This is a genomic window from Nocardiopsis rhodophaea (genome assembly GCF_039530945.1).
Lineage (GTDB): Bacteria > Actinomycetota > Actinomycetes > Streptosporangiales > Streptosporangiaceae > Nocardiopsis_C > Nocardiopsis_C rhodophaea.
Map to the genome: position 1 here is coordinate 1 of NZ_BAAAPC010000022.1, position 24,870 is coordinate 24,870.

Genomic DNA, 24,870 nt, shown 5'->3' on the forward strand with positions numbered 1-24,870 from the left:
AGGTCTTTTTTGGCACTGCCGATGCTTCCCTTGTTTTGCGCCTGCGTTGCAGGGGGCGGGGGTCGTTTCACCTCAGGGCAAGCAATCTCTCACCCCTCCACCCCAAAAACCCGAAACTTGAGGTCCGATTCGCCGGGACAATGCCCATGATCATCGCCCGAGGGGGGCTGCGGGGGTGGAGTGCTCCCGTATCGCGGAACGTCCTTCACCCGAAGCGAAAGGACCGCCCTGCCGCACCCGCCAGGCGACCGGCGCCCCCAGCCCCCTGCTGCCGTCGGTGCTGCTTTTCACCACCGAACACCGGATGGGCCGACCGCCGACAAGGCCGCCCAGCAGACCCGGACCCCGCACCCCGCCGCTTCCGGCGACGGCCATAGGGATTCTGTCGAAAGACCAGCGGAAACCGACCGAGTTCCCGTGGTCACCCACGGGAGGGATGGGCATCGCCCGAGGGGGGCTGCGGGGGTGGGTGGTCCGGGCGGTCCTCGCGTGAGTGCCCCCGGTCGGACTCGAACCGACACTTGTGACCCTTTTAGGGGGCCTGCCTCTTCCATTGGGCTACGAGGGCGCGACCATCATACCGGCCACCACGGGGCCAAAGGTGCACCCCCGCGCCCGGAATAACCGAATCGGCCGGTCCCGCGGGTGCGGGGCCGGCCGATTCGTCCGTCGTTGGATGGGTGCCTGCCACGTGGTCCGGCGGAGGACGCCGGACCGGCGCCGGGTCAGCTGACGCGGCGCAACGGCGCGCCCTTCTCCACTGGGGGCTGGCTGGCCTCCTCGAACGCCTGGCGCGGGTCGTCCATCTCGTGGAGCGCCGCGAAGTCGCGGCGGAAGAGCAGCGCGAGCGTCCAGTCGGCCAGCACCCGCATCTTGCGGTTGAAGGTCGGCACCGCGAGGAGGTGGTAGGCGCGGTGCGCGTACCAGGCCAGGCGGCCGGTCAGCTTGACCTTGCCGAAGAGCTGGGCGGCGCCCTTGTGCAGACCGAGTCCGGCGACCGCGCCGAGGTTCTTGTGCGCGTAGGCGGTGGGCTTCTTGCCGCGCAGCGTCGCGATGACGTTGTCGGCGAGGACCGGGGCCTGGCGCACGGCGTTCTGCGCGTTCGGCGGGTAGAAGCCGCCGTTGCCGTCGGGGACCTGCGCGTTGTCGCCGCCGGCGAACGCGTTGTCCACGCCGTTGACGATCAGGTACTCGTTGGTGTCGACGTGGCCCTTCGGGCCGAGCGGCAGGTCGCTGGCCTGGACGACCGGGCTGGGCTTGACGCCCGCGGTCCACACCAGCGTCCCGGCCTCGAACTCGGTGCCGTCGCTCAGCTTGATGCGCTGGTCGACCGCCGACTCCAGGAAGGTGGACAGGCGCACGTCGATGCCGCGGGCCTTGAGCTGGTTCATGGCCTTGGTACCGACGTCGGGGCCGACCTCCGGGAGGATCTTGTCGGCCGCCTCGATGAGGTAGAAGTGCAGGTCGTCGACGCTGATCGAGGGGTAGATCCGGGTGGCGTCGCGGGCCATGTCCTCCAGCTCCGCGATGGCCTCGGCACCGGCGAACCCGCCGCCCACGAAGACGAAGTTGAGGGCCTTGCGGCGCACCTCGGGGTCGTCGGTGGAGTCGGCGATGTCGAGCTGCTCCAGCACGTGGTTGCGCAGGTAGGCCGCTTCCTCAACGGTCTTGATACCGATGCCCCACTCGGCCAGGCCGGGGATGGGCAGGGTGCGGGAGACGGCACCGGCCGCCATGACGATGTAGTCGTAGGCGATCTCGGTGGGTGTGCCGTGGTGCGGCTCGAAGACGACCTTGCGGTCGGCGTGCTGGATCTGGATGACGCGGCCGTTGAGGACGCGGACCCGCTTGAAGACCTTGCGCAGCGGGACGACGACGTTGCGCGGGGAGATGTTGCCGGCCGCCGTCTCCGGGAGGAAGGGCTGGTAGGTCATGTAGGAGTTCGGGTCGACCACCGTGATCCGGGCCTCGCCCGGTCCCAGCTTCTTCTCCAACCGCCTCGCGGTGTACATCCCGAGGTACCCGCCGCCGACGATGAGGATGTGCGGGATCTCCGACTCGTCCCCACCACCGTGCACCAGCCGGTAGTTCCTGCTCTCGGTCATCGCATATCCGCCCTTTGAATGCCCGTTCCGCCGCCCGCGCGGGGGGCGGCGGAGATCGGTAAGTCTTCGTTGACCTGCCAGTTCTCGTCGGGACCCGACTCATGAGAACCGGTACTGTCCGGCGATCCCCGGAGCTCGCCTATTTCTCCGGGCTGACGCTTGTGCATTCTTTCACAAGCTCATCCCGTCAAGAAAGAGACATTTCGCGAAGGTTTAGACCACGTTACGCGCGACTCACGCGGCGTTTTCCCAGGTGAGAGGGCTTGTGAATGCTTTCACAGGCTCGCGCGCGGGTGACGCGCCTCACGCGGAACACCGGAACCGGGGGTCGGCCGCCCCGTATAACCGGGGCGGCCGCACATGTTATTCCGGAAGCTCGGAAAGGCAGAGGCTCCAGGCGATCCCGTCGAGGATGTCGTGCTCGCTGGCGACAAACCCGCCCGCGCCTGTGCGCGACACCACACGGTCCAGGACCAGGGCGCCCGCCCCGATCACGTCCACCCGCCCCGGGTGCATGACACCGATGGCGGCGCGCCGGTCATGCGGCATCGCCAGCAGCTCCTCGGCGATGGCGTGGGTGCGCTCCGCCGACACCTGCGTGTGGTGGATACGGTCGGGGTCGTACTCGGGCAGGTCCTCGGCGATCCCCGCCACGGTGGTGGCGGTGCCCGCGACGCACACGACCGTGGCCGCCTCGTCGAGCGGCACGGCCGCCGCAGCCTCGTCCAGCGCCGCGTCGATGTCGGCCGTCGCCGCAGCGATCTGCTCGGCTGTGGGCGGATCCTGGGTGAGATGCCGCTCGGTCATGCGGACACAGCCGATGTTCACCGACCGCGCGGCGCGCACCACACCGGCCTCTTCGTCACCGGCGTAGCCAAGAACGAACTCGGTGGAGCCGCCGCCGATGTCCACGACGAGGAACGGGGGCTTGAACCCGTCGTCGGCGCCCTCAAGCTCGGCCGTGGCGCCGATGAACGAGAGCTCCGCCTCCTCGTCACCGGAGATCACCTCGGGCTCGACGCCGATGATCGAGCGGACGCCGTCGACGAACTCCTGCCGGTTGGCGGCGTCCCGGGTGGCGCTGGTGGCCACCATCCGCACGGACTCGGGGCCGAACCCGACGCCGTGCTCCCGCATCAGCTCCGCGTAGCCGCGCAGCGCGGAGAAGGTGCGCTCCAGCGCCTCGGGCGCGAACGCCCCGGTCTTGTCGACCCCCTGGCCGAGGCGGACGATCTCCATGCGGCGCTCGACATCGAGAAGCTGCACCTCGTCCTCGTCCAGCGAGATCACGCTGGAGATCAACAGGCGGATGGAGTTGGTCCCGCAGTCGATGGCCGCGACGCTTTTGGTGCTCACTGACTGACCTCCGTGGATGCCCCGGCCGTTAAGATCCGGGAAAAATCGAACCCCGCAGAGCGGGGAAAAGGGGACGGCGTTCCGCCGCTATGGCGAAGAACCGTTCACATGATCGGCCTGCCGGGTGCAGCGCGCCGCGAGAACCGCGCGTGCGCCACTCTCCCTGCCCTCTGATATCAACCGGGTTGGGTCCAACCCGGGCGGTCTCGATCGCGGGCGGCTCGGCCACTGGCCGAGCACCCGAGCGGTGTGGCCCCCCAACCGCCGGCGTCAGCCGTGGGAGAGCTCACCCGCTGTCCTCGCTGTCGTCTCCATTGTCCTCCGCGCACACGCACGGGCCCTTGGCCCACCACTCGGGGAGGGCCTCCAGGGCCTCCCGGCCGAACGGGTTCGTGCCGGGTTCGGCGAGCTCATGGCCGACCAGGGCGTGCAGGCACTTGACCCGGGTCGGCATGCCTCCAGCGCTCTGCATCCCCTCGGGCAGCGGCTCCACGCCATCGCGGCGCGCCTGCTCGTCGCGCTCGGCGATGTAGGACTCGTGCGCCTTGGTGTAGGCGGCCCGCAGCTCGGGGTCGTCGGCCAGGCGCGCCTGCATCTCCCGCATCACGCCGTCGGCCTCCAGCGTCCCGATGGCCGAGGCGGCGCGTGGGCAGGTCAGGTAGTAAAGCGTGGGAAACGGCGTGCCGCCCTCCAGCCGCGGCGCCGTGCGCACGACGTCGGGGAGGCCGCAGGGGCAGCGGTGGGCGACACCGCGCAGCCCGCGCGGGACACGGCCCAGCTGAAGTTCGATGGCGGCGACGTCATCAGCGGAGACATGCGACTCCGCCGCGTCGTGATCTCTGGAAGTCATCTCGGACTCAGGTTAGCCGCGGGACAACGGCACCGGTGACATGCCCGCCGGGAACGCGCGGCGGAACGCGGGGGGTGCGGCGGGGCGCTAGGCGGTGGGGTCAATCCCGTGGGACGTCGGCGTCGGGGACCTCGTCAGCGGTGGACCCGGCCTCGTCGGCGCCCTTGACCGACTTCCAGAGCTTGGTGAACCAGGGCTCGGACGACGCCGCGTCGCCGTCGTCCGTCTGCTCGCCACGATCCGCGGGGATGACGACGTAGGCGCGCTCGCCCGGGTACTGGTAGTGGAGCCGCGTGCGGGCCTCGCGCTCAATGTAGGCGGGGTCCTGCAGCTGCTCCTTGCGCTTCTTCAACTCGCTCACGCTGTCTTGGGCACTGTTGCGCTGTTCCTGAAGTCGGGCGATCTCGGCGCGCTGGGTGACGTACTCGCGCAGGGGATAGGCGAGGCTGAGCGCGATCACGCAGATGACCAGCCCCAGGATGGCCGCTCGGCTGGTGAGGGCGGGGCGGATGCGTCCGGCCGCGGCGGCGCCCATGTTCCGGGGAGTGCGGGCGGGCTTCGCCGCCGGCGTGCCCGGCCCCGTGCTCACTTTGCCCGATCCTGTGGCCGCCCCCCGACCCGTCTTCGGCGTCGCGCCCTTCTCCGACGCCTTCGCGGTAGGTGCGGTAGGTACCGCCCTGGTCCGGCCGGGAGAGGACCGTCCACCCGACCCGCTCGCGGCGGAGGCAGCGCGTTTCGCGGCTTTCGGACCCGACGCGGCCGCGGCCGTTCCCTGCCCTGCCCGAGCGGACCGTGCGGACTTTGCCGGGAGCTTCGCCGACGACGCGGATTTCGGCGCTGCCGGTTTCGCGCTCCGAGACGTAGCCGCCGCCTTCGCCGACTTCTTCCCCGTCGGCTTACCGGTCGGCTTACCGGTCGACGCGGGCCGGGCATCCTTACCCGACGATTTCGCGCCCTTGCGACCCGAGGCGCCAGAGGCCGGGGGTCCCGCCTTCCCCGGACGGGACCCCTTCGGCTGCTCTGGCACCTTGCGCATGAGGTGTCAGCCTAGTCCTGCGGCCTGAAGCGCGGGAAGGCCGACACACCCGCATAAATCGCGGCGTCGTCCAGTTCCTCCTCGATGCGCAGCAGCTGGTTGTACTTGGCGACGCGCTCGCTGCGGGCGGGGGCACCGGTCTTGATCTGGCCGGCGTTGGTCGCGACGGCGATGTCGGCGATGGTGGTGTCCTCGGTCTCGCCGGAGCGGTGCGAGATCATCGCGGTGTAGCCGTTGCGCTGGGCCAGCGCGACCGCTTCGAGGGTCTCGGTGAGGGTGCCGATCTGGTTGACCTTGACCAGCAGCGAGTTGGCGGCCTTGGAGTCGATGCCGCGCTGCAGTCGCTCGGGGTTGGTGACGAACAGGTCGTCGCCGACCAGCTGGACCTTGTCCCCGAGGGAGGCGGTCAGCGTCTGCCAGCCCTCCCAGTCCTCCTCGTTGAGCGGGTCCTCGATCGAGACGAGCGGGTAGGCGTCGACAAGCTCGCCGTAGTAGGCGGCCATCTCCTCAGCGGTGCGGGTCGTGCCCTCGAACTTGTAGGCGCCGTCGGCGTAGAACTCGCTGGCGGCGACGTCGAGAGCGAGCGCGATGTCGCGGCCCGGGGTGTACCCGGCCTTCTGGATGGCCTCGATGATCAGGTCGAGCGCGGCCCGGTTGCTCTCCAGGTTCGGGGCGAACCCGCCCTCGTCGCCGACGCCGGTGGCCAGGCCGTGGGCCTTCAGCACGGCCTTGAGCGCGTGGTAGACCTCGGCGCCCCAGCGGACCGCCTGCCGGAAGCTGGCCGCCCCGATCGGGGCGATCATGAACTCCTGGATGTCGACGTTGGTGTCGGCGTGGGCGCCGCCGTTGAGGATGTTCATCATCGGTACCGGCAGCACGTGCGCGTTCGGGCCGCCGAGGTACCGGAAGAAGTGGAGGCCCGCGGTCTCCGCGGCGGCCTGCGCCACCGCGAGGGAGGTGCCGAGGATGGCGTTGGCGCCGAGCTTCGACTTGTCGGGGGTGCCGTCCAGGTCGATGAGCGCGCGGTCGATCAGCCGCTGCTCGTCCGGGGCGAACCCGAGGATCTCCTCGGCGATGTCGTCGTTGACGGCGACCACGGCCTTCTCGACGCCCTTGCCGCCGTAGCGCTCACCGCCGTCACGCAGTTCCACCGCCTCGAACTGCCCGGTGGACGCCCCGCTGGGTACCGCCGCTCGGGCGATCGTCCCGTCGTCGAGCAGGACCTCGACCTCCACCGTCGGATTACCGCGGGAATCCAGGATCTCCCGCGCCTGCACTGCCTCGATCGACGACAACGTTGCACTCCTTCGATAGCGACTGTTCCCGGCTCACACACGCGCCCGGTCGGGCCTGGGCCCCACCTCAGCGACACCGGCCTCTCGCAGCGACGACGCCATGACGCGAGCCGACTACGAGCCTAGCGACCCGGACGGCACGTCGCCTCACCCGCTCCGGGATAGTGGTCTAGTCCGCACCGCGAGAACCGCCAGTCCGCCCGTCACAGGAGATCGTCCCTCGTCAGGACTGCAAAGCCCGGTAGGCGGCGTCGATGGCGGCGGCGCGGATCTCGTCCACTGGGCCGTCCCCCACCATGACCGCGGCGTCCTGCACTCCGCCGACGGCGACCGTGACGCGGGCGGCGTCGGCCGGGCTGGGGTTCGGGCCGACGAGGAGCGCCTGGAGCCGGTCACGCCAGACGAAGATGGCGGGCATGACGTCCAGCCGTGCCAGGGATCCGAGGTCGGTGAGCATCGCCATGAAAACGACGCGGTGGCGCGCGATGACGTCGAAGTAGCCCTCCAAAATCCGGCGCGGCTCCGCGCCGGGCGCCTGCTCCGCCGCGTCCAGCATCGCCGGGACGTCGGTGAGCAGGGGGTTCACGACCTCGCGCAGCAGGTCCATCTTGGACGGGAAGTGGTAGTAGAGCGCCGCCTTGGTGATGTCGAGCCGCTCGGCGATCTCGCGGAGGCTGGTCTTCTCGAAGCCCCGCTGGGCGAAAAGCTCCAGGGCGACGTCGCGGATCTCCGCCCTGGTGTCCGTCTGCCTCCGTGCCACGCCGACACCCCTCCCTGGTCACAGGTGCGCGGCCGTCCGCCGCGCGGCCCAATTCTATCGGGGCAACCGTCCGGCCGACCGGTAACTTACTTGCCGACCGGCAAGTTTCCCGTCTACCCTCATACCAGGCGATCCCGCGACACACACGAAAAGGGGCGGTGCCCATGACCACCACCGACCGCAGCGTCCTCATCTCCGGCGCGAGCATCGCCGGGCCCGCGCTGGCGTACTGGCTGCGCGCGCACGGTTTCACCCCCACCGTCCTTGAACGGGCACCGCGTCTGCGCCATGGCGGGTACGCCATCGACGTGCGCGGCACCGCCGTCGACGTCGTGGAGCGGATGGGCCTGCTCCCCGCGGCCCGCCGTGCGTACACCCAGATGCGGACGTTCTCCACTGTCAAGCGCGACGGCCGCCCCGGTATCGAGGTCAGCCTCGCGCTGTTCGGCCAGGACGAGTCCACTCCGGACGTCGAGCTGATGCGCGGTCACCTGAGCCAACTCCTCTATCAGGCGACGCGAGACGACGTTGAGTACGTGTTCGGCGACTCGATCACCGAAATGACGGAGACCGCCGAAGGTGTGCGGGTCAGCTTCGAGAACGGCGCTCCGCGCACGTTCGGACTCGTCGTCGGCGCCGACGGGCTGCACTCCAATGTGCGGCGCCTCGCCTTCGGACCGGAGGAGCGGTTCCGGCGCTACCTCGGCCGCTACATCTCGATCTTCAGCGTCCCCAACCACCTCGGCCTCGACCGAGAGGTGCGGCTGTTCAACACACCGAACCGGCTCACCGCCGTGTACAGCTCAGCCCCGCACACCGGCCGCATCGAGCCGCCACTCCCGGGTGAGGAGACCGACCCCGGGGCGAACCCCGAGGCCAAGGCGATCGTCGCGTTCGCCACGCGGCGCGAGGTGCCCTTCGACCATCGCGACACCGCGGCCCAGAAGCGGATCATCGCCGCGGTCTTCGCCAGAGAAGGGTGGGAGGCGCCCCGGATCCTGCGGGAGATGTGGAACGCCGACGACTTTTACTTCGATACGGTCAGCCAGATCCACATGGACCGCTGGTCGCACGGACGCGTCACGCTTGTCGGGGACGCCGCGCACTGTCCATCGCCGATGTCGGGTCAGGGCACGAGCCTCGCCCTGGTGGGCGCCTACACCCTGGCCGGTGAACTCGCGGCGGCCACGGGGGACCACACCACGGCGTTCGCCCGCTACGAATCGCGGATGCGGGGGTTCGCCGAACAGAACCAAGCGATCGCCAGCAGCGGGCTTGGCATCATCACCCCGACCACCCGCACCGGCATCTGGCTGCGCGACGAGGGCCTCCGCCTCGCCTCCCGCATGCCGGGCCTCGCCCGCAGGGCGGACCCCGTCCAGAAGGCCGCCAACGCCATCGACCTGCCGGACTACTCCTCGCCCCGGCGGCTCAGGGAAGGAGCGTGAAGGCCTCGACGTGCGCGGGGCGCGCGGCGGTGAAGTGCCGGTGGTCGACAGTTGCCGCCTGATCCGTGCCGAGTCGCTCGGCAAGTGCGATTACTGAAGCATCGGTCGTTCCGAGAGGAAGGTCACCGTAACGGGTGACAAGCTGGGCCATGCGCTGAACGTCGATTTGGGTCAGCTCTGCGACTCTGAAGTGCCCTGTGGCGAGGGACGAGAGGAAACCCGCTTCGATGGAGGGGCCTCCCTTGACCCCAACAGGTAGCCGGCTTCGGCGACCACCGTAGGTGGAAGAGTCAGTGGAATGCCCTCGTGATGGCAACGTTCGAAGAGCTCACGGGAGGCATGATGGTGTTTGTCTCGGGGGAGCGCGGCGGCGACTACCGGCCCGGTGTCGACGACTATCGGCTCGCGCGCACCACGGACCATCACGGCTGCGATGTCCGCCTTAGAGGCCATAACTACTGGCCGAACCCTTCGGCCAGTATCTCGTTGACCCGTCCCGAGACGTCGGTCTCTCCGGTCTCGGCTGGGCCGAACCACGCCGGAGGCCACGAACCCGCCAGAGCGAGCTGAGCACGCACCGTCGCCAGCACCGTGGACACCTCACTCTCCGGAAGCTCCTCAACCAGCTGGGCGAGCTCCTCGCGCGGCGTACTCATATGACTAAAGTGCCCGTTCTCGATGAGCCGTGCCAGCGATTCCCCAGACCGACGGCGCGGGGCCGGGACCGCTCCGGTCGGGTGACGCGGGTTTCCCGGCTTCGCTGTCGGGAACACCGTGGACGGCCACTTATAGTGCTTTGTTAGTTCACTTCGGTCGACGTTCGGTACCCAGTCAAAGTCCCCTCGCACGACAGCGCTCCCGTCCGTGGTCGGCCGGGACACGGACCGTGGACGGTGAGGCGAGGCGGAATCGTGACACCCGAACCCATCGATGAGGCGATACAGCCGCGACGGCGGCGCAATGTCGAGCTGGCGCTGCTACTCCTCGCGGTCGTGATCCTGGCGGTCGGGCTGTGCCTGGCCGGTCTGGAAATCGATGGACGCGTCCCCGATGACCTGGCTCTGTTCGTCGGCGGCTTCGGCGGGGCGGTGCTGGCGCTGCACATCGCGCTGCGGCGCCTGACCCCCTGGGCCGACCCGCTGATCCTGCCGCTGGCCGCCGCGCTCAACGGTCTCGGGCTGAGTGTCATCTGGGGGCTGCACCGCGTCGGCGGCCCCACCCAGTCCGAGGCGGGCAAGCAGCTGATGTGGTCCGTACTCGGGATGGCGGGGTGCCTGGTGGTGCTCCTCATGGTCCGGGAGCCGCGCCGGCTGCAGCGCTATCCGTACCTCATGGCGGTCGCCGGGCTGGTGCTGCTCGCACTGCCGATGATGCCGGTGATCGGCATCGACGCCTACGGCGCCCACCGGTGGATCGGGGTGCGCGGGTTCACCGTCCAGCCCTCCGAGTTCGCCAAGCTCCTGCTGGTCGTCTTCCTCGCCGCCTATCTGGGCATGAAGCGCGACGTGCTGTCGACGGCCGCCCGCCAGCTGCGCGTGCGCGGGGTGAAGGTCTTCAGCCTCCCCCGCATGCGCGACCTGGGCCCGATGACGGTCGCCTGGGGGTTCGCCATCCTGCTGCTGGTGGGCACCAAGGACCTCGGTGCCTCACTGCTCCTGTTCAGCGTCTTTTTGGCCATCCTCTACACGGCGACCGGACGCAAGTCCTGGGTCGGCATCGGCCTGCTGATGTTCTCGGCCGGGGCGACGGTCGCCTGGGCGATGTTCGTCCACGTGCGCCAGCGCGTGGTCATCTGGCTGGACCCCTTCGACCCGCAGGTCTACGGCGCCGACGGCGGCAGTTACCAGCTCGTGCAGGCCCTGTTCGCGCTGGCCGACGGCGGGCTGTTCGGCACCGGCTTCTCCGGCGGCCGGGCGGCGGGGATCTTCGCCGCGGACAGCGACTTCATCCTCGTCTCCATTGGCGAGAAGCTCGGGCTTACCGGGCTGATGGCCGTGGTGGTCCTGCTGCTGCTCCTCGCCGAGCGCGGCTTCAGGATCGCGCTGGCCTCCCGCGAGATCTTCGTGAAACTGATGGCCACCGGCTTCGCGTTCCTGCTCGCCTTCCAGGTGTTCGTGGTGCTGGGCGGGGTCACCCAGATCATCCCGCTCACCGGGATGACCACGCCTTTCCTCGCAGCGGGAGGGTCATCCCTGGTGTCGAGCTGGCTCATGATGGGGCTGTGGCTGCGCCTGAGCGACAGCGCACGGCGTCCCGCGCCACCGGAACAGGTCGACGCTCAGCTGGAGGACGCCACGGAGGTCATCCAGCTGCCCGGGCACGCGGCACGGTCCGACCAGGAGGGAGACGGCACGCGCGGGAAGGACAGTGAAGCCAAAAGCGCGGACGGCGCGAACGTCACGTCCTCGGCTGCTCCGAACCCCAGTAAGCGCGCCACTGCGCAGGGGTGAGCGCGCGGGGGTCGTGGCCGTCGGCCCGCGCCTTGGCCTCCGCCGCGCGGAGGCGCTGATCGAACCGGCGGGCCGCGGCGCGCAGGTCGATCTCCGGGTCGGCACCGCGCCGCCGCTCCGCGTCGACCCCGGCGAACAGTCCGCCGCCCGCGTCCCCGTCGTCGGTAATGAGATCCTCGGGCAGCCCGTTGCGCACCGCCCGCTTCTGCAGCTCATAGGCGAGCAGCGCGGCCGGCTGGCCGAAGGGGACGCCCTCCAGGATGGAGGCCTCGGCGTCGCCCTTGCGGGCGCGCTCCGCGGCCTTGATCGTCTCCCAGTTGGCGCGGACGTCGTCCACGCCTTCGACCTCGGTTCCACCGAAGACGTGCGGGTGGCGCCGGGTGAGCTTGTCGATGATGGCGTCGGCGACATCGTCGATCGTCCACCCGTCCGCGCCGCGCTCCTGGGCGATCCGCGCGTGGAAGAGCACCTGCAGCAGCACGTCCCCGAGCTCCTCGCGGAGCGTGCCGTAGTCGCCCTCCTCGATCGTCTCCAGCGTCTCGTAGGCCTCCTGGAGAAGATACTTGGCCAGCGACTCGTGGGTCTGCCGGGAGTCCCACGGGCACTCGCGGCGCAGCGTGTCCATGACCTCGACGAGGGCCAGGAGACGGTGGCCGGTGGCGGGAGCCGCGGGGCTGTTGTCCGCGTTGTCTGTGGTGGACGCGTCGCTCATGCGATCGATGCTATTTCCCCATTCCCCCGCGGTCAGTTGTGGTCCGGGAGCCAGCCGCCGGCGCGGAGTGCCGCGAGCACCTCGGCGACGGACTCCCCCTCGGTGGTGTGCTGGGTGTCCAGCACCAGGTCGGCGTCGGCCGGTTCCTCGTAGGGGTCGGACACGCCGGTGAACTCCGGGATCTCCCCGGCGCGCGCCTTCGCGTACAGCCCCTTGCGGTCGCGCGCCTCGCACACCTCCAGCGGGGTGGCGACGTGCACGAGGAAGAAGTCGCCGGTCTCCTCCACCATCGCGCGCACCTGGGCGCGCGTCGCGGCGTACGGGGCGATGGGAGCGCAGATCGCCACACCGCCGTGCCGGGTGATCTCGGCGGCGACGTAGCCGATGCGGCGGATGTTGAGGTCGCGGTCCTCGCGGGAGAAGGTGAGCCCGGCCGAGAGCATCCGCCGGACGACATCGCCGTCGAGCAGGGTCACGGTGCGCCCCGCGCGGCGCACCCCCTCGGCCACACCGCGCGCGACCGTGGACTTGCCCGACCCCGACAGGCCGGTGAAGAACACGGTGAGGCCGCGCCGGGTCCGCGCCGGACGGAGCCGGTGGAGCTCGGCGGCGACCCGGGCCGGCGTGAACCAGGCGGGCAGCTCCCGCCCGCGCGCGAGCATCTCCTCGACCTCGGCGTCGCTGGGCTCGATTTCGGCGCGGTCGGCCGTCACCTGATCGGCTTGGCGCCACAGCTCATCACGCGTGTCGTAGCACCACTCCGCGGCCGGGAGGATCGGGATCGGCGCGGGCTCCAGATCCTCATCCGAGGGCGCCGGAGTCCTCGGAGCGCGGTCGATGAGCAGGTGGGTGGCGCCATAAGCGCGGGCCACGTGCGCGGCGAGGAGGTCATAGCGACCGGTGGGCAACCTCGGGGCAGTGCCGCCCGGAGCGCGTCCGCTCGGGGCGGCGGGTGACGGGTGGACGTCGCCGCAGGCGGGCGTGGGCAGGGTGGCCACCACGAACCGGGTGCGCGGTGGCAGCAACGGCTCGGCGGCGATGATCGCCGGGGTCAGCCCCTCGTCGTCCAACGGAGTGTTGATGATCACCAGGACCTCGGCGCGGCCGTCCTCGGCGACCTCCTCGGCGGCGGCGCGGATCTGGTGCAGGGAGCGGTGGTGCAGAGGGCGGCCGGCCAGCACGGCCAGCAACGGGCGATCGGCGAACCCCCCGATCTCGCGCTGTCCGCGGATCTCGGCCGGGGCCATCCGCAGGTGGCGCAAGACCCCGTACATCGGCGGCCGGGAGAAGCGGACCTCTCCGGCCAGCCGGTGGCCGTGGCCGTCGTCGCGGTCGCCATCGTCACACCACCATCGCTCACTGACCCGGAGTTCGGCCAGCGGGGCACCCTCGGGGTCGGCGAGGACCAGCTGGTCGGCGTCGGCGAGGGTGTCGGGCACGGGGAGGGTGACCGGAACCGGCCAGGGTGTCCCGCCGGGCAGTCGCCCGTGCTTGATCGTGGACGCGGCTTCCTCCGAGGTCATGAAGCCGGGCAGGGGATAACCGCCGTTGAGGATCAGCTCCAGATGGGCCAGCGTGGCCGGGTCCGGCGTGAACACCGGCGCCGTGTCCTGTCGACCCTGCCCCTGCTGGTTGGCGTCCAACCCGACCTCCGCTCGTCCGGCTGTCATCTCACTGTCCTGTTTCTCGGTCCTGTCGAGGTCCAGCGTATGCCGCGGGGCTCGGCGCGCCACCGGCACGCCCCCGGGGGAACGCCCCCCACCACCCCGATTCACCCTCACTCCGGCCGCGCCACCGGCACGCCCCCGGGGAACACCCCGGTGTCCTGAAGCGTTACTCAAGGTGGTTTCCGATGTTCTTCCACACGAGTCCGGCCCCGCGTGCACCGGCCCGACAGATCGATCCACTCCGGTACCTTCCGGGCGCCACGGGTGGGGCGCGACGCGTACTCTTGGCACCGGGGAACCCTGTCTCGTGAGCGAACGGGGAGCGCAGCCGTGCGTGCTGCGATCCACCGCACTGATCGGTCCCACTGTCACACACCCCTTTTGGTGATATGAGCCTCTCTGGACTTCTCGCCGTCGTCGCCGACGACCCGGCGCTCAAAGCTTCGATCGCGACCGCGCGCAGCGGTCACGACCCCCGTCTCGACCTCGTCGCGCCCGGGGCCCTGCGCCCGTTCCTAGTAGCCGCTCTGGCGGCCGACGCGCCGGTCGGCGCCGACCGTCCGATCCTCGCCATCACCGCCACCGAGCGCGAGGCCGCGGACCTGGCCGACGCCCTGGGGTCGCTGCTGCCGGAGAACTCAGTCGCGCTCTTCCCGGCCTGGGAGACGCTGCCGCACGAGCGGCTGTCGCCGCGCTCCGACACGGTCGGCCAGCGGCTCGCCGTGCTGCGCCGCCTGGCCCACCCCGACCCCGCCGACCCGCTGACCGCTCCCCTGCGCGTCGTCGTCGCGCCCGTCCGCAGTGTCCTGCAACCGCTGGTGGCGGGGCTCGGCGACCTCACGCCGGTGCGCATCCGCCCGGGTGACACCGTCGCCCTGGAGGACGTCGTCGGCCGGCTCGTCAACGCCGGGTACGCCCGCGTCGACCTGGTGGAGAAGCGCGGCGACATCGCCGTCCGCGGCGGCATCCTCGACGTGTTCCCGCCCACCGAGGAGCACCCGCTGCGGCTGGAGTTCTGGGGCGACGAGGTCGAGGAGATCCGCTACTTCCAGGTGGCCGACCAGCGCTCGATCGACGGAGGGCAGACCAAGAGCGGCGCGGACGATGCGTCCGCGGCCGGGCTGTTCGCCCCGCCCTGCCGCGAGCTGCTGCTGACCCCCCAGGTGCGGGAGCGCGCCCGAACGCTCGCCGAGGAGCACCCGTCGCTCGCCGATGTGCTGGGCAAGCTGGCCGACGGCATCTCGGTCGAGGGCATGGAGGCGTTCGCGCCGGTGCTCGCCGACCGGATGGAACCGCTCTTCGCCTACCTGCCGGAGGGCACCCACATCATCGGCTGCGACCCCGAGCGCATCCGCACCCGGTCCATCGAGCTGGAGGCGACCAGCAAGGAGTTCCTGGACGCCTCGTGGATCAACGCCGCCTCCGGCGGCGAGGCCCCCATCGACCTTGGCGCCTCCGCCTACAAGTCCATCGCCGAGCTGCGCTCCGACGCCGACGCGCGCGGACTCCCCTGGTGGACGCTGAGCCCCTTCAGTTCCGGTGAGGTCGCCGAGGAGGAGGGCGCCGAGCAGTCCGTGACACTCGGGGCCGCCGCGGCCGACGCCTACCGCGGCGACACCGAGCGGGCGCTGGCCGACGTGAAGTCATGGCTGCACGACGAGTGGCGCGTTGTGCTCCTCACGCCGGGCCACGGCCCGGCCGAGCGTCTGGTCGACATGTTGAAGGACGCCGGCCTCGGCGCGCGCCTCACCCCGGCCGTGGAGTCGGCGCCCGACCCCGCGATCGCGACGGTCACCACCGGGTTGATCGAGCACGGCTTCGTGTGGAAGTCCGTGCGCCTGGTCGTGCTGACCGAGACCGACCTCGTGGGGCAGAAGTCCTCGACCCGCGACATGCGGCGGATGCCCAGCCGCCGCCGCGGCACGGTCGACCCGCTCCAGCTCAAGCCGGGCGATTACGTGGTGCACGAGCAGCACGGTGTGGGCCGTTATATCGAAATGGTCAGCCGCAACATTCAGGGCGCCACCCGCGAGTACCTGGTCATCGAGTACGCGGCGACCAAGCGCGGTCAGCCCGGCGACCGGCTGTTCGTCCCCACCGACCAGCTCGACGAGGTCACCCGCTACGTGGGTGGGGAGTCCCCGACTCTGTCCAAGATGGGCGGCGCCGACTGGTCGAAGACGAAGAGCCGGGCGCGCAAGGTCGTCCGGGAGATCGCCGGTGACCTGATCCGGCTGTACTCCGCCCGGCAGGCCTCGCCCGGCCACGCGTTCGGCCCGGACACCCCGTGGCAGCGGGAGCTGGAGGACGCGTTCCCCTACGTGGAGACGCCTGACCAGCTGGCCGCCATCGAAGAGGTCAAGCGCGACATGGCCAAGCCGGTCCCGATGGACCGGCTGATCTGCGGCGACGTGGGTTACGGCAAGACCGAGGTCGCGGTTCGCGCGGCGTTCAAGGCGGTGCAGGACGGCAAGCAGGTGGCCGTGCTCGTGCCGACCACCCTGCTGGTGCAGCAGCACATGTCGACGTTCACCGAGCGCTACGCGTCCTTCCCGATCAACGTCAAGCCGCTGTCGCGGTTCCAGACGGACGGCGAGGTCGAGGCGACCCGCGAGGGGCTGCGCACCGGCGAGATCGACGTCGTCATCGGCACGCACCGACTGCTGTCGAACGAGACGAAGTTCAAGAACCTGGGCCTGATCATCATCGACGAGGAGCAGCGCTTCGGTGTGGAGCACAAGGAGGCGCTGAAGCGGCTGCGCACCCAGGTCGACGTGCTCGCGATGTCGGCGACCCCGATCCCGCGGACGCTGGAGATGGGTCTCACCGGCATCCGGGAGATGACCACCATCCTCACTCCGCCGGAGGAGCGGCACCCCGTGCTGACGTTCGTCGGCCCCTACGAGGAGAAGCAGATCGCCGCCGCCATCCGCCGCGAGCTCATGCGCGACGGCCAGGTGTTCTTCGTGCACAACCGGGTGGCGTCGATCGAGAAGCTCGCCGCGACCCTGAGCAGACTCGTGCCCGAGGCGCGGGTGGCCTACGCGCATGGGCAGATGAACGAGCAGCAGCTCGAAAAGGTCATGGTCGACTTCTGGGAGAAGAACTTCGACGTGCTGGTCTCCACCACAATCGTGGAGTCCGGGCTCGATGTCCCCAACGCGAACACGCTGATCGTCGACCGCGCCGACACCTACGGGCTGTCGCAGCTGCACCAGCTGCGCGGACGCGTGGGCCGCGGCCGGGAGCGGGCCTACGCCTACTTCCTCTACCCGCCGGAGAAGCCGCTGACCGAGACCGCCCACGAGCGGTTGACCACGGTCGCCCAGCACACCGAGACCGGTGCGGGCATGTACGTGGCCATGAAGGACCTGGAGATCCGCGGCGCGGGCAACATCCTCGGCGCCGAGCAGTCCGGCAGCATCGCCGGGGTCGGGTTCGACCTGTACGTGCGCATGGTCGGCGAGGCCGTCCGCGAACTGAAGGGCGGTGAAGGCGCGGCCGAGGTCGAGGCGGAGACCAAGGTCGAGCTGCCCATCGACGCGCACATCCCACACGACTACGTGCCGGGCGAGCGGCTCCGGCTGCAGGCCTACAAGCGCATCGCGGGCGTCACCGGCAACGACGACATCGCCGCGGCCCGCGAGGAACTCACCGACCGCTTCGGCGCCCCGCCGCAGCCCGTGGACAACCTCCTCAGCGTGGCCCGCTTCCGTGTGCTCGCCAAGCGCGCGGGCCTGACCGACGTCGTCCTGCAGGGCACCCAGATCCGGTTCAGCCCGGTGGAGCTGCGCGAGTCCCAGCAGCTGCGCCTGCGCCGCCTCTATCCCAAGGCCATCTACAAGGAACCCGCCAAGACCCTCTTGGTCCCCGTTCCCAAGGCGGGCGGCATCGGCGGCCGCCAACTGCGCGACCTGGAACTGCTCCAGTGGTGCACCGAGCTGGTGGAGGCGTTGTTCGAGCCGAACAAGCAGAAGGGGTCGGCCGCCACGCCGTGATCCGCGCTCGCCCGAGGTAACCACGGCAGTTCTCAGGGATTTCGCCCGTTGTCTCCCAGCGGTTGCCGTGATCACCGCCGGATGCGGCGGAGTGCGGAACCCGGGTCTGCCCCGCGATGGTCACGGCGCCTCTCGCGACAAAAGGGGACGAACCGGGACAGACGCCGTGATCGTCGCGAGGTAGTGCGCCCCGAGCGGACTCCGAACGTAAAGCTTCACGTCGGCGCGGAAATCTCCGGTCGAGGTCACTGTTCGGCAACCCTTGAGCGACTACTGTTGGTACATATTTATTTACCTAACGTGGAGCCGCTGAAAGGATTCGTACCCGCATGCAGACCGCCACCTCCGAACCCGAGCTCAGCGATTACCTGGCCATGCTGCGCCGTCAGTGGCACGTTGTGGTGGCGGCCGCCCTCGTGGGGCTGGTACTGGCCGCCGTCGCCCTCGCTCTCGCTCCGAAGACCTATACGGCGACCACATCGGTCCAGGTCCGTCCGACGGGGCTGGCCGCGTTGACCGGTGAACGAACAGGGCGCACCAACGGGGAGGTCAATCTCGACACCGAGGCGCAGGTGGTGCGCTCGGCGCGGGTGGCCCGGGCGGCGGCCAAGCTGCTGGGGACCGATGCGGAACCCGCGCAACTGCGGCAGCGTGTCGACGTCACGGTTCCGCCGAACAGCACCGTTCTGAACATCGCCTACTCCGCCGGTACGCCGGGGGCGGCCCGTAGCGGGTCCGTGGCGTTCGCCGACGCCTACCTCACCTACCGCCGGGACGAGGTGATCGACCGGATCGACGGCCACCTCGCCTCGCTGCGGGCCGAGGTGGAGGACCGCTCCGAGAAGCTGGACACGCTCACGGAGGCCACGGACGACGAGGAGGGCAGCTCCCGCGCCCAAGCCGAGATCCGGTCGGTGCAGCGCGAGATCACCGACCTGAACAACCAGATCAACCCGCTCAACGCGCTCCGGGCGTCCTTGGCCCCCGGAGAGGTACTCAGCCCCGCCTCCACACCCGAGTCCGCGGCATCCCCCGATTTCCTCATGTGGTTGGCCAGCGGGATGATGCTGGGCCTCATGGCCGGACTGGCCGCGGCCTACGTACGCGAGCGCCGTGACCCGCGCCTACACAGCACGCGCGAGCTGCGGAAGTGCACATCGACCCCGGTCCTGCTCGACTTCTCCGAGGACGGGCCCGGCAGCGTCGGCGGAAGCCCCACGGGGCTGATCTCCGCCAGCGATCCCGCCGGACAGCGCGTCCACGGCCTCGCCCACACCCTCGGCGCCCGGTCGAGCGAGGGCGGACGCGTGGTGCTGGTCCCCGGCGTCTCCTCCGGCCCATCCGGAATCACCGTCGCCACCAACCTCGCCGCCGCGCTCGCCCGCATCGACACCGACGTGCTGCTGATCTGCGCCGACCCCGATGACGGTGCCGCCCGCGCACTGCTCGGCATCCCGCCCGGCCCGGGGCTCGCTGAGGTGTTGACCAGCGGGGCCGACCCGGGCCACCTGGCGTGCCGTCCCGCGGGCGTCCCCGGCCTGCGGGTCCTGCGCTTCGGCGAGTCCGATGCCACCGGGCTGCTGCAGTGCGGGGCCATGGCCTACCTGCTGCGGACGGTTCGCGGAGGCAGCCGGTACGTCGTCGTGGCCTGCGCGCCGATGTCGGAGCGGGCCGACGCGCAGGCCATGGCCGGAGTCTGCGACCTGGTGCTCCCCGTGGTGGAGCTCGGACGGACCCCCGGGCCCGAGCTCCGGGCGGCGCTCGACCGCTTCGAGGCCATCGGCGCCGACGTCCCCGGCCTGGTCGCCGTGCCCACGCAGGCGCCGGACGGCACCGCGGCCACCGCGGGCGCGGCGGCCGCGTCCGACCCGACGCCGGACGCGCCGGTGGACGGCGCGCAAGAGGACACGTCCTCCAACGACGACCTGTCCTCCGCGGCGCCCTCCCTGCGGCGCTGATGGCGGCCGGGGGCGCGCCGTTGGCGCGCGCTGCGGACGGCGCCCGGACCCCGGGCGCGTGGACCCCGGGCCTGTGGACCACCGGATGGCCCTTCATCTGGCTGATCGCCGGATACCCGCTGTGGTGGGCGCTGGGAATCGGGCAGTTCGCCTTCTGGATCTTCGCCGTTCCCATGGCCGCCGAGCTGGTCCGACGCCACCGGGGCCCGGGGCTGCGACTGCCGCCCGGTTTCGGGCTCTGGGGGCTCTTCCTGCTGTGGGCGATCGCCGGGCTCGCGCTCATCGGGTTGACCCCGCCGGGCACACTGGCCGACAGCGGAGGGTTGCTCGGGGCACTCGCCCGGGTCCTCCACTACCTGGCCCTCACGGTGCTCCTGCTCTACATCGGCAACCTGTCCCGGCGGGAGCTGCCCGACCTCGTGGTGGCGCGCGTGCTGGGGTGGCTGTGCCTGGTCACTGTCGCCGGCGGGCTGCTCGGGATGTTCGCGCCGCACTTCGGGTTCACCTCGCCGCTGGAGATGGCGCTGCCCGCCTCGATCGCCTCCGACTCCTACGTGCGGGCGCTCGTGCATCCCGAGGCGGCGCAGATCATGGACGTCCTGGGGTATGAGTCCGCGCGCCCGAAGGCGCCGTGGGAGTTCACCAACACCTGGGGCTACATGCTCTCGCTGCTGCTGACCTGGCTGATCATCGGCTGGGTGTGGTACGCGGCGGGGCCGCGGCGGTGGATCGGTGCGGCGGCCGTCGCGGTCGCGGTGGCACCGGTCGTGACCTCGCTCAACCGCGCCGTGTGGGCCGGGCTGGTGCTGTCGGTGGTGTTCGCGCTGGTCCAGCTGGCCCGCCGTGGCCGACCGACGGTGGTGGCCACGTCCGTGCTGCTGGTCGCCGCGGTAACGGCGATGATCATGGTGTCGCCACTGGGCTCCACCCTGCGTGAGCGGGCCAACAATCCCCACAGCAACACCGGCAGGGCGACCACGAGCGCGGCCGCTCGGGAGGCCGCTAACGCCTCTCCGATCCTGGGCTGGGGCACCACCCGGGACATGATCGGCAGCTCCCAGTCCATCGCCATCGGCGCGTCGCCCGAGTGCCCGGCCTGCGGCAACCACACCATCGGGAACAACGGCCAATTCTGGCTTCTGCTGATCACCACCGGATGGGTCGGAACCGCCCTGTTTCTCGGGTTCTTCGCGCGTGCGGCGTGGCGGTACCGAGGCGACCACTCTTTGATTGGATCGGGTGCACTACTGACGATTCTGTTGCTTTTCTGGTACATGTTCTTTTATGTCGCGCTTGCGGCGCCCCTGGCTATCAGCATGATCGCCGTCGCTCTGCTGTGGCGGCGGGCCACGGACGCGGGTGCCGCGCCTGCCGCGACGGTGGGGGGTGAGACGGCATGAACGGCGAAACCACCTATCTGACCGACCTGGCCGAGGTTCTGTGGCCGTGCGGCGGGCTCCTGGGACGCGGGACGGATACCACCCCGCCGCGCAGGGACCCCGTGCCTCCGCCCCGGGATGCCGAGGTGCGCGAATACCTCCCGGTCCCCTCCGCGCACAACCCCAGGGTCATCCTCCCGGTCACCAACCGCTACGCGGCGGCCCGCGGGATCTCCGCCTTCGCCCAGCGCCACTCCTTCAGCGAACGCGTCCGCACCGCCCTGCTCGCGACGGCGTTCTCCAGCGGGCTCGCCCCGCTGCTCCTGCGCGACCGGCTGCACGTGGGATCGGGGCGCACCATCGAGCACGCCCTCGCCACCGCGCTGGACCGCGACGTCGTCATCGCCATCCACATCGGCCCACCGCGCGCTAACCGCAAGCCGGTCCTCCTCCTGCTCACCCCGGCCGGACGCACCATCGGCTACGCCAAGATCGGGGTCAACGACCTGACCTCGCGGCTGGTCCGGGCCGAGACCGACGCGCTGCGCCGGCTCGCCGAAGCCCGCCTGCGGGACATCACCGTCCCCCGGCTCATCCACGCCGGAGAGTGGAACGGCCACCCGCTGCTGGTGCAGGAGGCGCTCCCCGTCGGTGACCAGACCGACCGGCCGACGCGCCGCCAACTCCTCCGCTGCGTGCTGCAGATCTGCGACCTGGAGACGGTCCGCGAGATCCGGCTGTTCGCCAGCCCGTACCATCGGACCCTGGCCAACAGGATCGCCGCCCTCGGCGACCGCCCCGAGGCCCACGCGCTGCGCGAGGCCTTCGACCAGCTGCCCGATGTGACGCTTCCGTTCGGTGCCTGGCACGGCGACCTGACCCGGTGGAACGTCGCCAGCACCCCGCGCCGCGCGTTCGTGTGGGACTGGGAACGGCTGGCGTTCGACGCCCCGCTGGGCTTCGACGCGCTGCACTACGAGCTGAACGAGTGCGTGCAGGCCGGCACCCACCAGGGCGTGCAGCGCTGGGTGGACAGCGGCGCTCGGCTGCTCCGCGATCCCCTGATCACCGGTGCCGGGCTCCGCCCGGAGGCGGTCTCCACCGTCATGGCCCTGTACCTCATCGACTTGGCCACCCGCTACCTGCACGACCGGCAGTTGGAAGCCGGCGGGCGGCTGGCCGCAGTGGACGACTGGCTGCTCCCGGTCCTCTCCGGACTGGGGGAACGCGCCGTTCAGGAGGCGTTGGAGGCGCGTCGGGTCGGCTAGCCCGCCACGGGGACGCACCCGCGCGACGCGCCCGCCCCGCGCCCGTGGCTCCACGCCCCGACCGCGGTGCCACCCGCCCGCCAATAGTTACTTTCTGTGAAGGATTGGTTTCTTGGCTGCGATCTCATCCGCAACACGCCACGTGCCCGACACGCTGAAGCGAACCGTCCGCTCCACCTGGGGCGTGTTCGGCCAGGCCACCCGCAGGACGCGGGTGCTGCCCACCTTCCTCATCGTCGGCGCCCAGCGCTGCGGGACCACGTCCCTGTTCAAGGCGCTCATCCAGCACCCGCACGTGGTCGGGCCGGTGCTGCGCAAGGGCGTGCACTACTTCGACACCTCCTACGATCGCGGCGAGGACTGGTACCGGGGGCACTTCCCGACCCGTGCGGCCACGCGGGCGCGCGGTGACCGCCCACGGGTCGAGGTCGGCGAGTCCAGCCCCTACTACCTGTTCCACCCGCTGGCCGCCGAGCGCATCGCGCGCGACCTGCCCGGCGTCAGGGTCATCGTGCTACTGCGCGACCCGGTAGAGCGCGCCTACTCCGCGCACAGCCACGAGCGGGCGCGGGGGTTCGAGTCCGAGCCGTTCGAGCGCGCCCTGGAGCTGGAGGAGGAGCGTCTCGCCGGTGAGGAGGCCCGGCTCCGCGCCGATCCCGACGCCTACTCCCACTCCCACTCCCACCAGCACCACGCCTACCTGGGGCGCGGACGCTACGTCGAGCAGCTGCTGCGGTTGGAGGAGCACGTGGGCCGCGACCGCATGCTCGTCATGGACAGCGAGTCCTTCTTCACTACGCCGGAGCCGCTGTTCACCGAGGTCGAGCGCTTCCTGGGGATACCGCACGCCGACGGCATCCGGTTCGACCGCCACAACGCCCGGCCCCGAGCCGACATGCCCGACGCCCTGCGCCAGCGACTGGTCTCCTATTTCACCGAGCCCGACGCGCGACTCGCCGCCTGGTGGGGCCGCACCCCCTCGTGGCGCGCGTGAGCCGCGCAGCGACCGGCGCGGCCACCGCACCGCTGCTGCGCCGGGTGGCGCGGGGAGGGGCGGTCAACCTGGTGGGAGCCGTGGCCGGGGCCGTCCTGAACACACTGCTGGTCATCGCCGTCACCCGCGGCTTCGACCAGCGGACGGCCGGAATCCTGTTCGCCGCCACATCGGTGTTCCTGATCGTCGCGGCCATCGCCAACCTGGGGACGTCCAACGGCATCGTGTACTTCGTAGCGCGGCTGCGCGCCGTGGGAGCGGCCGGGCAGGTGGGACGCGTCCTGCGCATGGCGCTCGGCCCGGTCGTCGTGGTGTCGGTGGCGGCCGGGGCCGCCATGTTCGCGTTCGCGGGCGCTGTGGCGGCGCTGATCGGCTCCCCTGAGGCCCTCCCCTACGTGCGGATCCTCGCAGTGTTCCTGCCGTTCGCCGTGTTCACCGACGCCCTGCTGGCGGCGACTAGGGCCTTCCACGACATGCGGGCGACCGCTCTGGTCGACCGGGTGGGACGCCCGCTGGCCCAGCTGGCTCTCGTCGGCGGTGTCGCGGTGACGGGATCGGCGGGACTGCTGACGATCGCGTGGGCCGGGCCGTATCTGCCCGCCGCGGCCCTGGTCGGGGTCTGGTTGCACGCGATCATGGCCCGCGCGCGGCCCGAGGACGCCGAGGGGCGGCCCGACGCCCCCGACAGCGAACCGGAGCTCGGCTCCTCCCCCACGGCGTCTGTGAACGCCCGGGAGTTCTGGGGCTTCTCCCTGCCCCGGTCGGTGGCGAGCGTCGCCCAGCTCGGCAATCAGCGGCTCGGCGTCGTGCTGGTCGCGGCGCTGCAGGGCGCCGCGGAAGCGGCGGTCTTCACCGCGGCGACGCGATTCATCGCGGTAGGCCAGTTCACCACGCAGGCCATCCAGCTGGCGGCCCAGCCGCGGCTGGCCGAGCTGCTCGCCGTGGACGACCGGCGCGACGCCGCCACGCTCTACCAGTCGGCCACCGTCTGGCTGATCTGCCTGACGTGGCCGCTCTTCCTCCCGGTGATCGTCTACGCCCCGCTGGTGATGGGGCTGTTCGGCGGTGGCTACACCGCCGGGGCCGACGTCCTGGTGGTCATCTGCGCGGCACAGCTGGCGGCGGCGGCCCTGGGTATGGGCGACCTGGTGCTGACGATGGCCGGGCGCACCGCCTGGAACCTCGTCGACAACCTGCTCGCGCTGGCGGCCAACGTGACGCTCTGCCTGGTGCTGGTCCCGCACCTGGGGGCGGCGGGCGCGGCGGCGGGGTGGCTGGCGGCGATCGCCGTCCGCAAGGTGCTTCCGCTGTTCCAGCTCGCGGTCGCGCTGGGGCTGCATCCCTTCAGCCGCCGCTGGCTCGTCGCGGTGGCCGTTTGCCTGGTGTGGTTCGGTGGTGTCCCGCTGGCCTGCGCGGCCACTCTGGGAACGGGGTGGATCTCGCTGACGGTCGCTCTGGGCGTCGGATGCGCGGGCTACTTCCCGACGCTGTGGCGGCTCCGCGGGGTCCTGGAGCCGGCCACGCGGGGTGCCGCGCCTCTGGCAGGCGTGGGTTTCCCCCGTCCGCGAATCTCGAAACGCTGACGTCAAGTGAC

Annotated in this window: 18 protein-coding genes and 1 tRNA gene; 8 read left to right on the forward strand and 11 right to left on the reverse strand. The window is 70.8% G+C overall.

Annotated features, from left to right (window positions below; all coding sequences use genetic code 11):
- Positions 1-494 precede the first annotated feature (494 nt).
- The 7 genes from ABD259_RS21335 to ABD259_RS21365 all read right to left on the reverse strand — a co-directional run bounded on the left by ABD259_RS21335 (position 495) and on the right by ABD259_RS21365 (position 7,402).
- Positions 495-568: transfer RNA gene (locus ABD259_RS21335), tRNA-Leu, on the reverse strand.
- 157 nt (positions 569-725) lie between these two features.
- Positions 726-2,105, reverse strand: a complete 1,380-nt coding sequence (locus tag ABD259_RS21340) for an NAD(P)/FAD-dependent oxidoreductase (RefSeq protein ID WP_344103687.1) — start codon at positions 2,103-2,105, stop codon at positions 726-728.
- A 363-nt stretch (positions 2,106-2,468) separates the two neighbouring features.
- Positions 2,469-3,461 carry a Ppx/GppA phosphatase family protein gene (locus ABD259_RS21345; RefSeq protein ID WP_344164851.1) on the reverse strand — a complete coding sequence of 331 codons (993 nt, stop codon included), beginning with the start codon at positions 3,459-3,461 and terminating at the stop codon, positions 2,469-2,471.
- Positions 3,462-3,747: 286 nt separating this feature from the next.
- Positions 3,748-4,311, reverse strand: coding sequence for a DUF501 domain-containing protein (locus ABD259_RS21350; protein ID WP_344164854.1), 564 nt, complete (start codon positions 4,309-4,311; stop codon positions 3,748-3,750).
- A gap of 100 nt (positions 4,312-4,411) precedes the next feature.
- Positions 4,412-4,900, reverse strand: coding sequence for an FtsB family cell division protein (locus ABD259_RS21355; protein WP_344164857.1), 489 nt, complete (start codon positions 4,898-4,900; stop codon positions 4,412-4,414).
- A 458-nt stretch (positions 4,901-5,358) separates the two neighbouring features.
- The gene (eno, locus tag ABD259_RS21360; RefSeq protein WP_344103679.1) at positions 5,359-6,642 is read right to left on the reverse strand and encodes a phosphopyruvate hydratase; all 1,284 of its coding nucleotides are present in this window, start codon (positions 6,640-6,642) and stop codon (positions 5,359-5,361) included.
- 223 nt (positions 6,643-6,865) lie between these two features.
- Positions 6,866-7,402, reverse strand: a complete 537-nt coding sequence (locus ABD259_RS21365) for a TetR/AcrR family transcriptional regulator (protein ID WP_344103676.1) — start codon at positions 7,400-7,402, stop codon at positions 6,866-6,868.
- Between the two features lie 164 nt (positions 7,403-7,566).
- On the opposite strand from ABD259_RS21365, the gene ABD259_RS21370 reads away from it, so the two are divergent.
- A complete protein-coding gene (locus ABD259_RS21370; protein ID WP_344164859.1) occupies positions 7,567-8,850 on the forward strand; it encodes an FAD-dependent monooxygenase in 1,284 nt (427 codons plus the stop codon).
- Here ABD259_RS21370 and ABD259_RS21375 read toward each other — a convergent pair.
- Positions 8,834-9,001, reverse strand: a complete 168-nt coding sequence (locus tag ABD259_RS21375) for a PIN domain-containing protein (RefSeq protein WP_344164862.1) — start codon at positions 8,999-9,001, stop codon at positions 8,834-8,836. The genes ABD259_RS21370 and ABD259_RS21375 overlap by 17 nt on opposite strands.
- A 304-nt stretch (positions 9,002-9,305) precedes the next feature.
- Positions 9,306-9,506 (reverse strand): hypothetical protein, encoded by a 201-nt coding sequence (locus ABD259_RS21380; RefSeq protein ID WP_344164865.1) that lies wholly within the window; start codon positions 9,504-9,506, stop codon positions 9,306-9,308.
- 255 nt (positions 9,507-9,761) lie between these two features.
- On the opposite strand from ABD259_RS21380, the gene ABD259_RS21385 reads away from it, so the two are divergent.
- A complete protein-coding gene (locus tag ABD259_RS21385) occupies positions 9,762-11,300 on the forward strand; it encodes an FtsW/RodA/SpoVE family cell cycle protein (protein WP_344164868.1) in 1,539 nt (512 codons plus the stop codon).
- On the opposite strand, the gene mazG is transcribed toward ABD259_RS21385, so the two are convergent.
- Both mazG and cysC read right to left on the reverse strand, forming a co-directional pair.
- Entirely contained in the window at positions 11,248-12,012 is a 765-nt protein-coding gene (gene mazG, locus ABD259_RS21390) for a nucleoside triphosphate pyrophosphohydrolase (protein WP_344164870.1), read from the reverse strand. The two genes, ABD259_RS21385 and mazG, sit on opposite strands and share 53 nt — an antisense overlap.
- 32 nt (positions 12,013-12,044) lie before the next feature.
- Positions 12,045-13,682 (reverse strand): adenylyl-sulfate kinase, encoded by a 1,638-nt coding sequence (gene cysC / locus ABD259_RS21395; RefSeq protein ID WP_344164872.1) that lies wholly within the window; start codon positions 13,680-13,682, stop codon positions 12,045-12,047.
- 386 nt (positions 13,683-14,068) lie between these two features.
- Here cysC and mfd point away from each other — a divergent pair, with 386 nt between their 5' ends.
- From mfd to ABD259_RS21425, 6 genes are all read left to right on the forward strand, one after another.
- A complete protein-coding gene (gene mfd, locus ABD259_RS21400; RefSeq protein WP_344164875.1) occupies positions 14,069-17,677 on the forward strand; it encodes a transcription-repair coupling factor in 3,609 nt (1,202 codons plus the stop codon).
- Between the two features lie 329 nt (positions 17,678-18,006).
- Positions 18,007-19,635 carry a Wzz/FepE/Etk N-terminal domain-containing protein gene (locus ABD259_RS21405; RefSeq protein ID WP_344164878.1) on the forward strand — a complete coding sequence of 543 codons (1,629 nt, stop codon included), beginning with the start codon at positions 18,007-18,009 and terminating at the stop codon, positions 19,633-19,635.
- Positions 19,635-21,035 (forward strand): ligase, encoded by a 1,401-nt coding sequence (locus ABD259_RS21410; RefSeq protein ID WP_412759393.1) that lies wholly within the window; start codon positions 19,635-19,637, stop codon positions 21,033-21,035. Before ABD259_RS21405 ends, ABD259_RS21410 begins: the two co-directional genes overlap by 1 nt.
- Positions 21,032-22,282, forward strand: coding sequence for a phosphotransferase (locus ABD259_RS21415; RefSeq protein ID WP_344103651.1), 1,251 nt, complete (start codon positions 21,032-21,034; stop codon positions 22,280-22,282). Before ABD259_RS21410 ends, ABD259_RS21415 begins: the two co-directional genes overlap by 4 nt.
- 112 nt (positions 22,283-22,394) lie before the next feature.
- The gene (locus ABD259_RS21420; protein ID WP_425573555.1) at positions 22,395-23,276 is read left to right on the forward strand and encodes a sulfotransferase domain-containing protein; all 882 of its coding nucleotides are present in this window, start codon (positions 22,395-22,397) and stop codon (positions 23,274-23,276) included.
- The gene (locus ABD259_RS21425) at positions 23,273-24,859 is read left to right on the forward strand and encodes a lipopolysaccharide biosynthesis protein (protein ID WP_344103649.1); all 1,587 of its coding nucleotides are present in this window, start codon (positions 23,273-23,275) and stop codon (positions 24,857-24,859) included. Before ABD259_RS21420 ends, ABD259_RS21425 begins: the two co-directional genes overlap by 4 nt.
- Positions 24,860-24,870 lie beyond the last annotated feature (11 nt).

Bases quoted from the DNA above. Each gene is read 5' to 3' on its own strand.
- ABD259_RS21340 (WP_344103687.1), bottom strand. From the start codon at position 2,105: ATGACCGAGAGCAGGAACTACCGGCTGGTGCACGGTGGTGGGGACGAG.
- ABD259_RS21405 (WP_344164878.1), top strand. From the start codon at position 18,007: ATGCAGACCGCCACCTCCGAACCCGAGCTCAGCGATTACCTGGCCATG.
- ABD259_RS21350 (WP_344164854.1), bottom strand. From the start codon at position 4,311: ATGACTTCCAGAGATCACGACGCGGCGGAGTCGCATGTCTCCGCTGAT.
- ABD259_RS21370 (WP_344164859.1), top strand. From the start codon at position 7,567: ATGACCACCACCGACCGCAGCGTCCTCATCTCCGGCGCGAGCATCGCC.
- mfd (WP_344164875.1), top strand. From the start codon at position 14,069: ATGAGCCTCTCTGGACTTCTCGCCGTCGTCGCCGACGACCCGGCGCTC.
- ABD259_RS21380 (WP_344164865.1), bottom strand. From the start codon at position 9,506: ATGAGTACGCCGCGCGAGGAGCTCGCCCAGCTGGTTGAGGAGCTTCCG.
- ABD259_RS21375 (WP_344164862.1), bottom strand. From the start codon at position 9,001: ATGGCCCAGCTTGTCACCCGTTACGGTGACCTTCCTCTCGGAACGACC.
- mazG (WP_344164870.1), bottom strand. From the start codon at position 12,012: ATGAGCGACGCGTCCACCACAGACAACGCGGACAACAGCCCCGCGGCT.
- cysC (WP_344164872.1), bottom strand. From the start codon at position 13,682: ATGACAGCCGGACGAGCGGAGGTCGGGTTGGACGCCAACCAGCAGGGG.
- ABD259_RS21410 (WP_412759393.1), top strand. From the start codon at position 19,635: ATGGCGGCCGGGGGCGCGCCGTTGGCGCGCGCTGCGGACGGCGCCCGG.
- ABD259_RS21415 (WP_344103651.1), top strand. From the start codon at position 21,032: ATGAACGGCGAAACCACCTATCTGACCGACCTGGCCGAGGTTCTGTGG.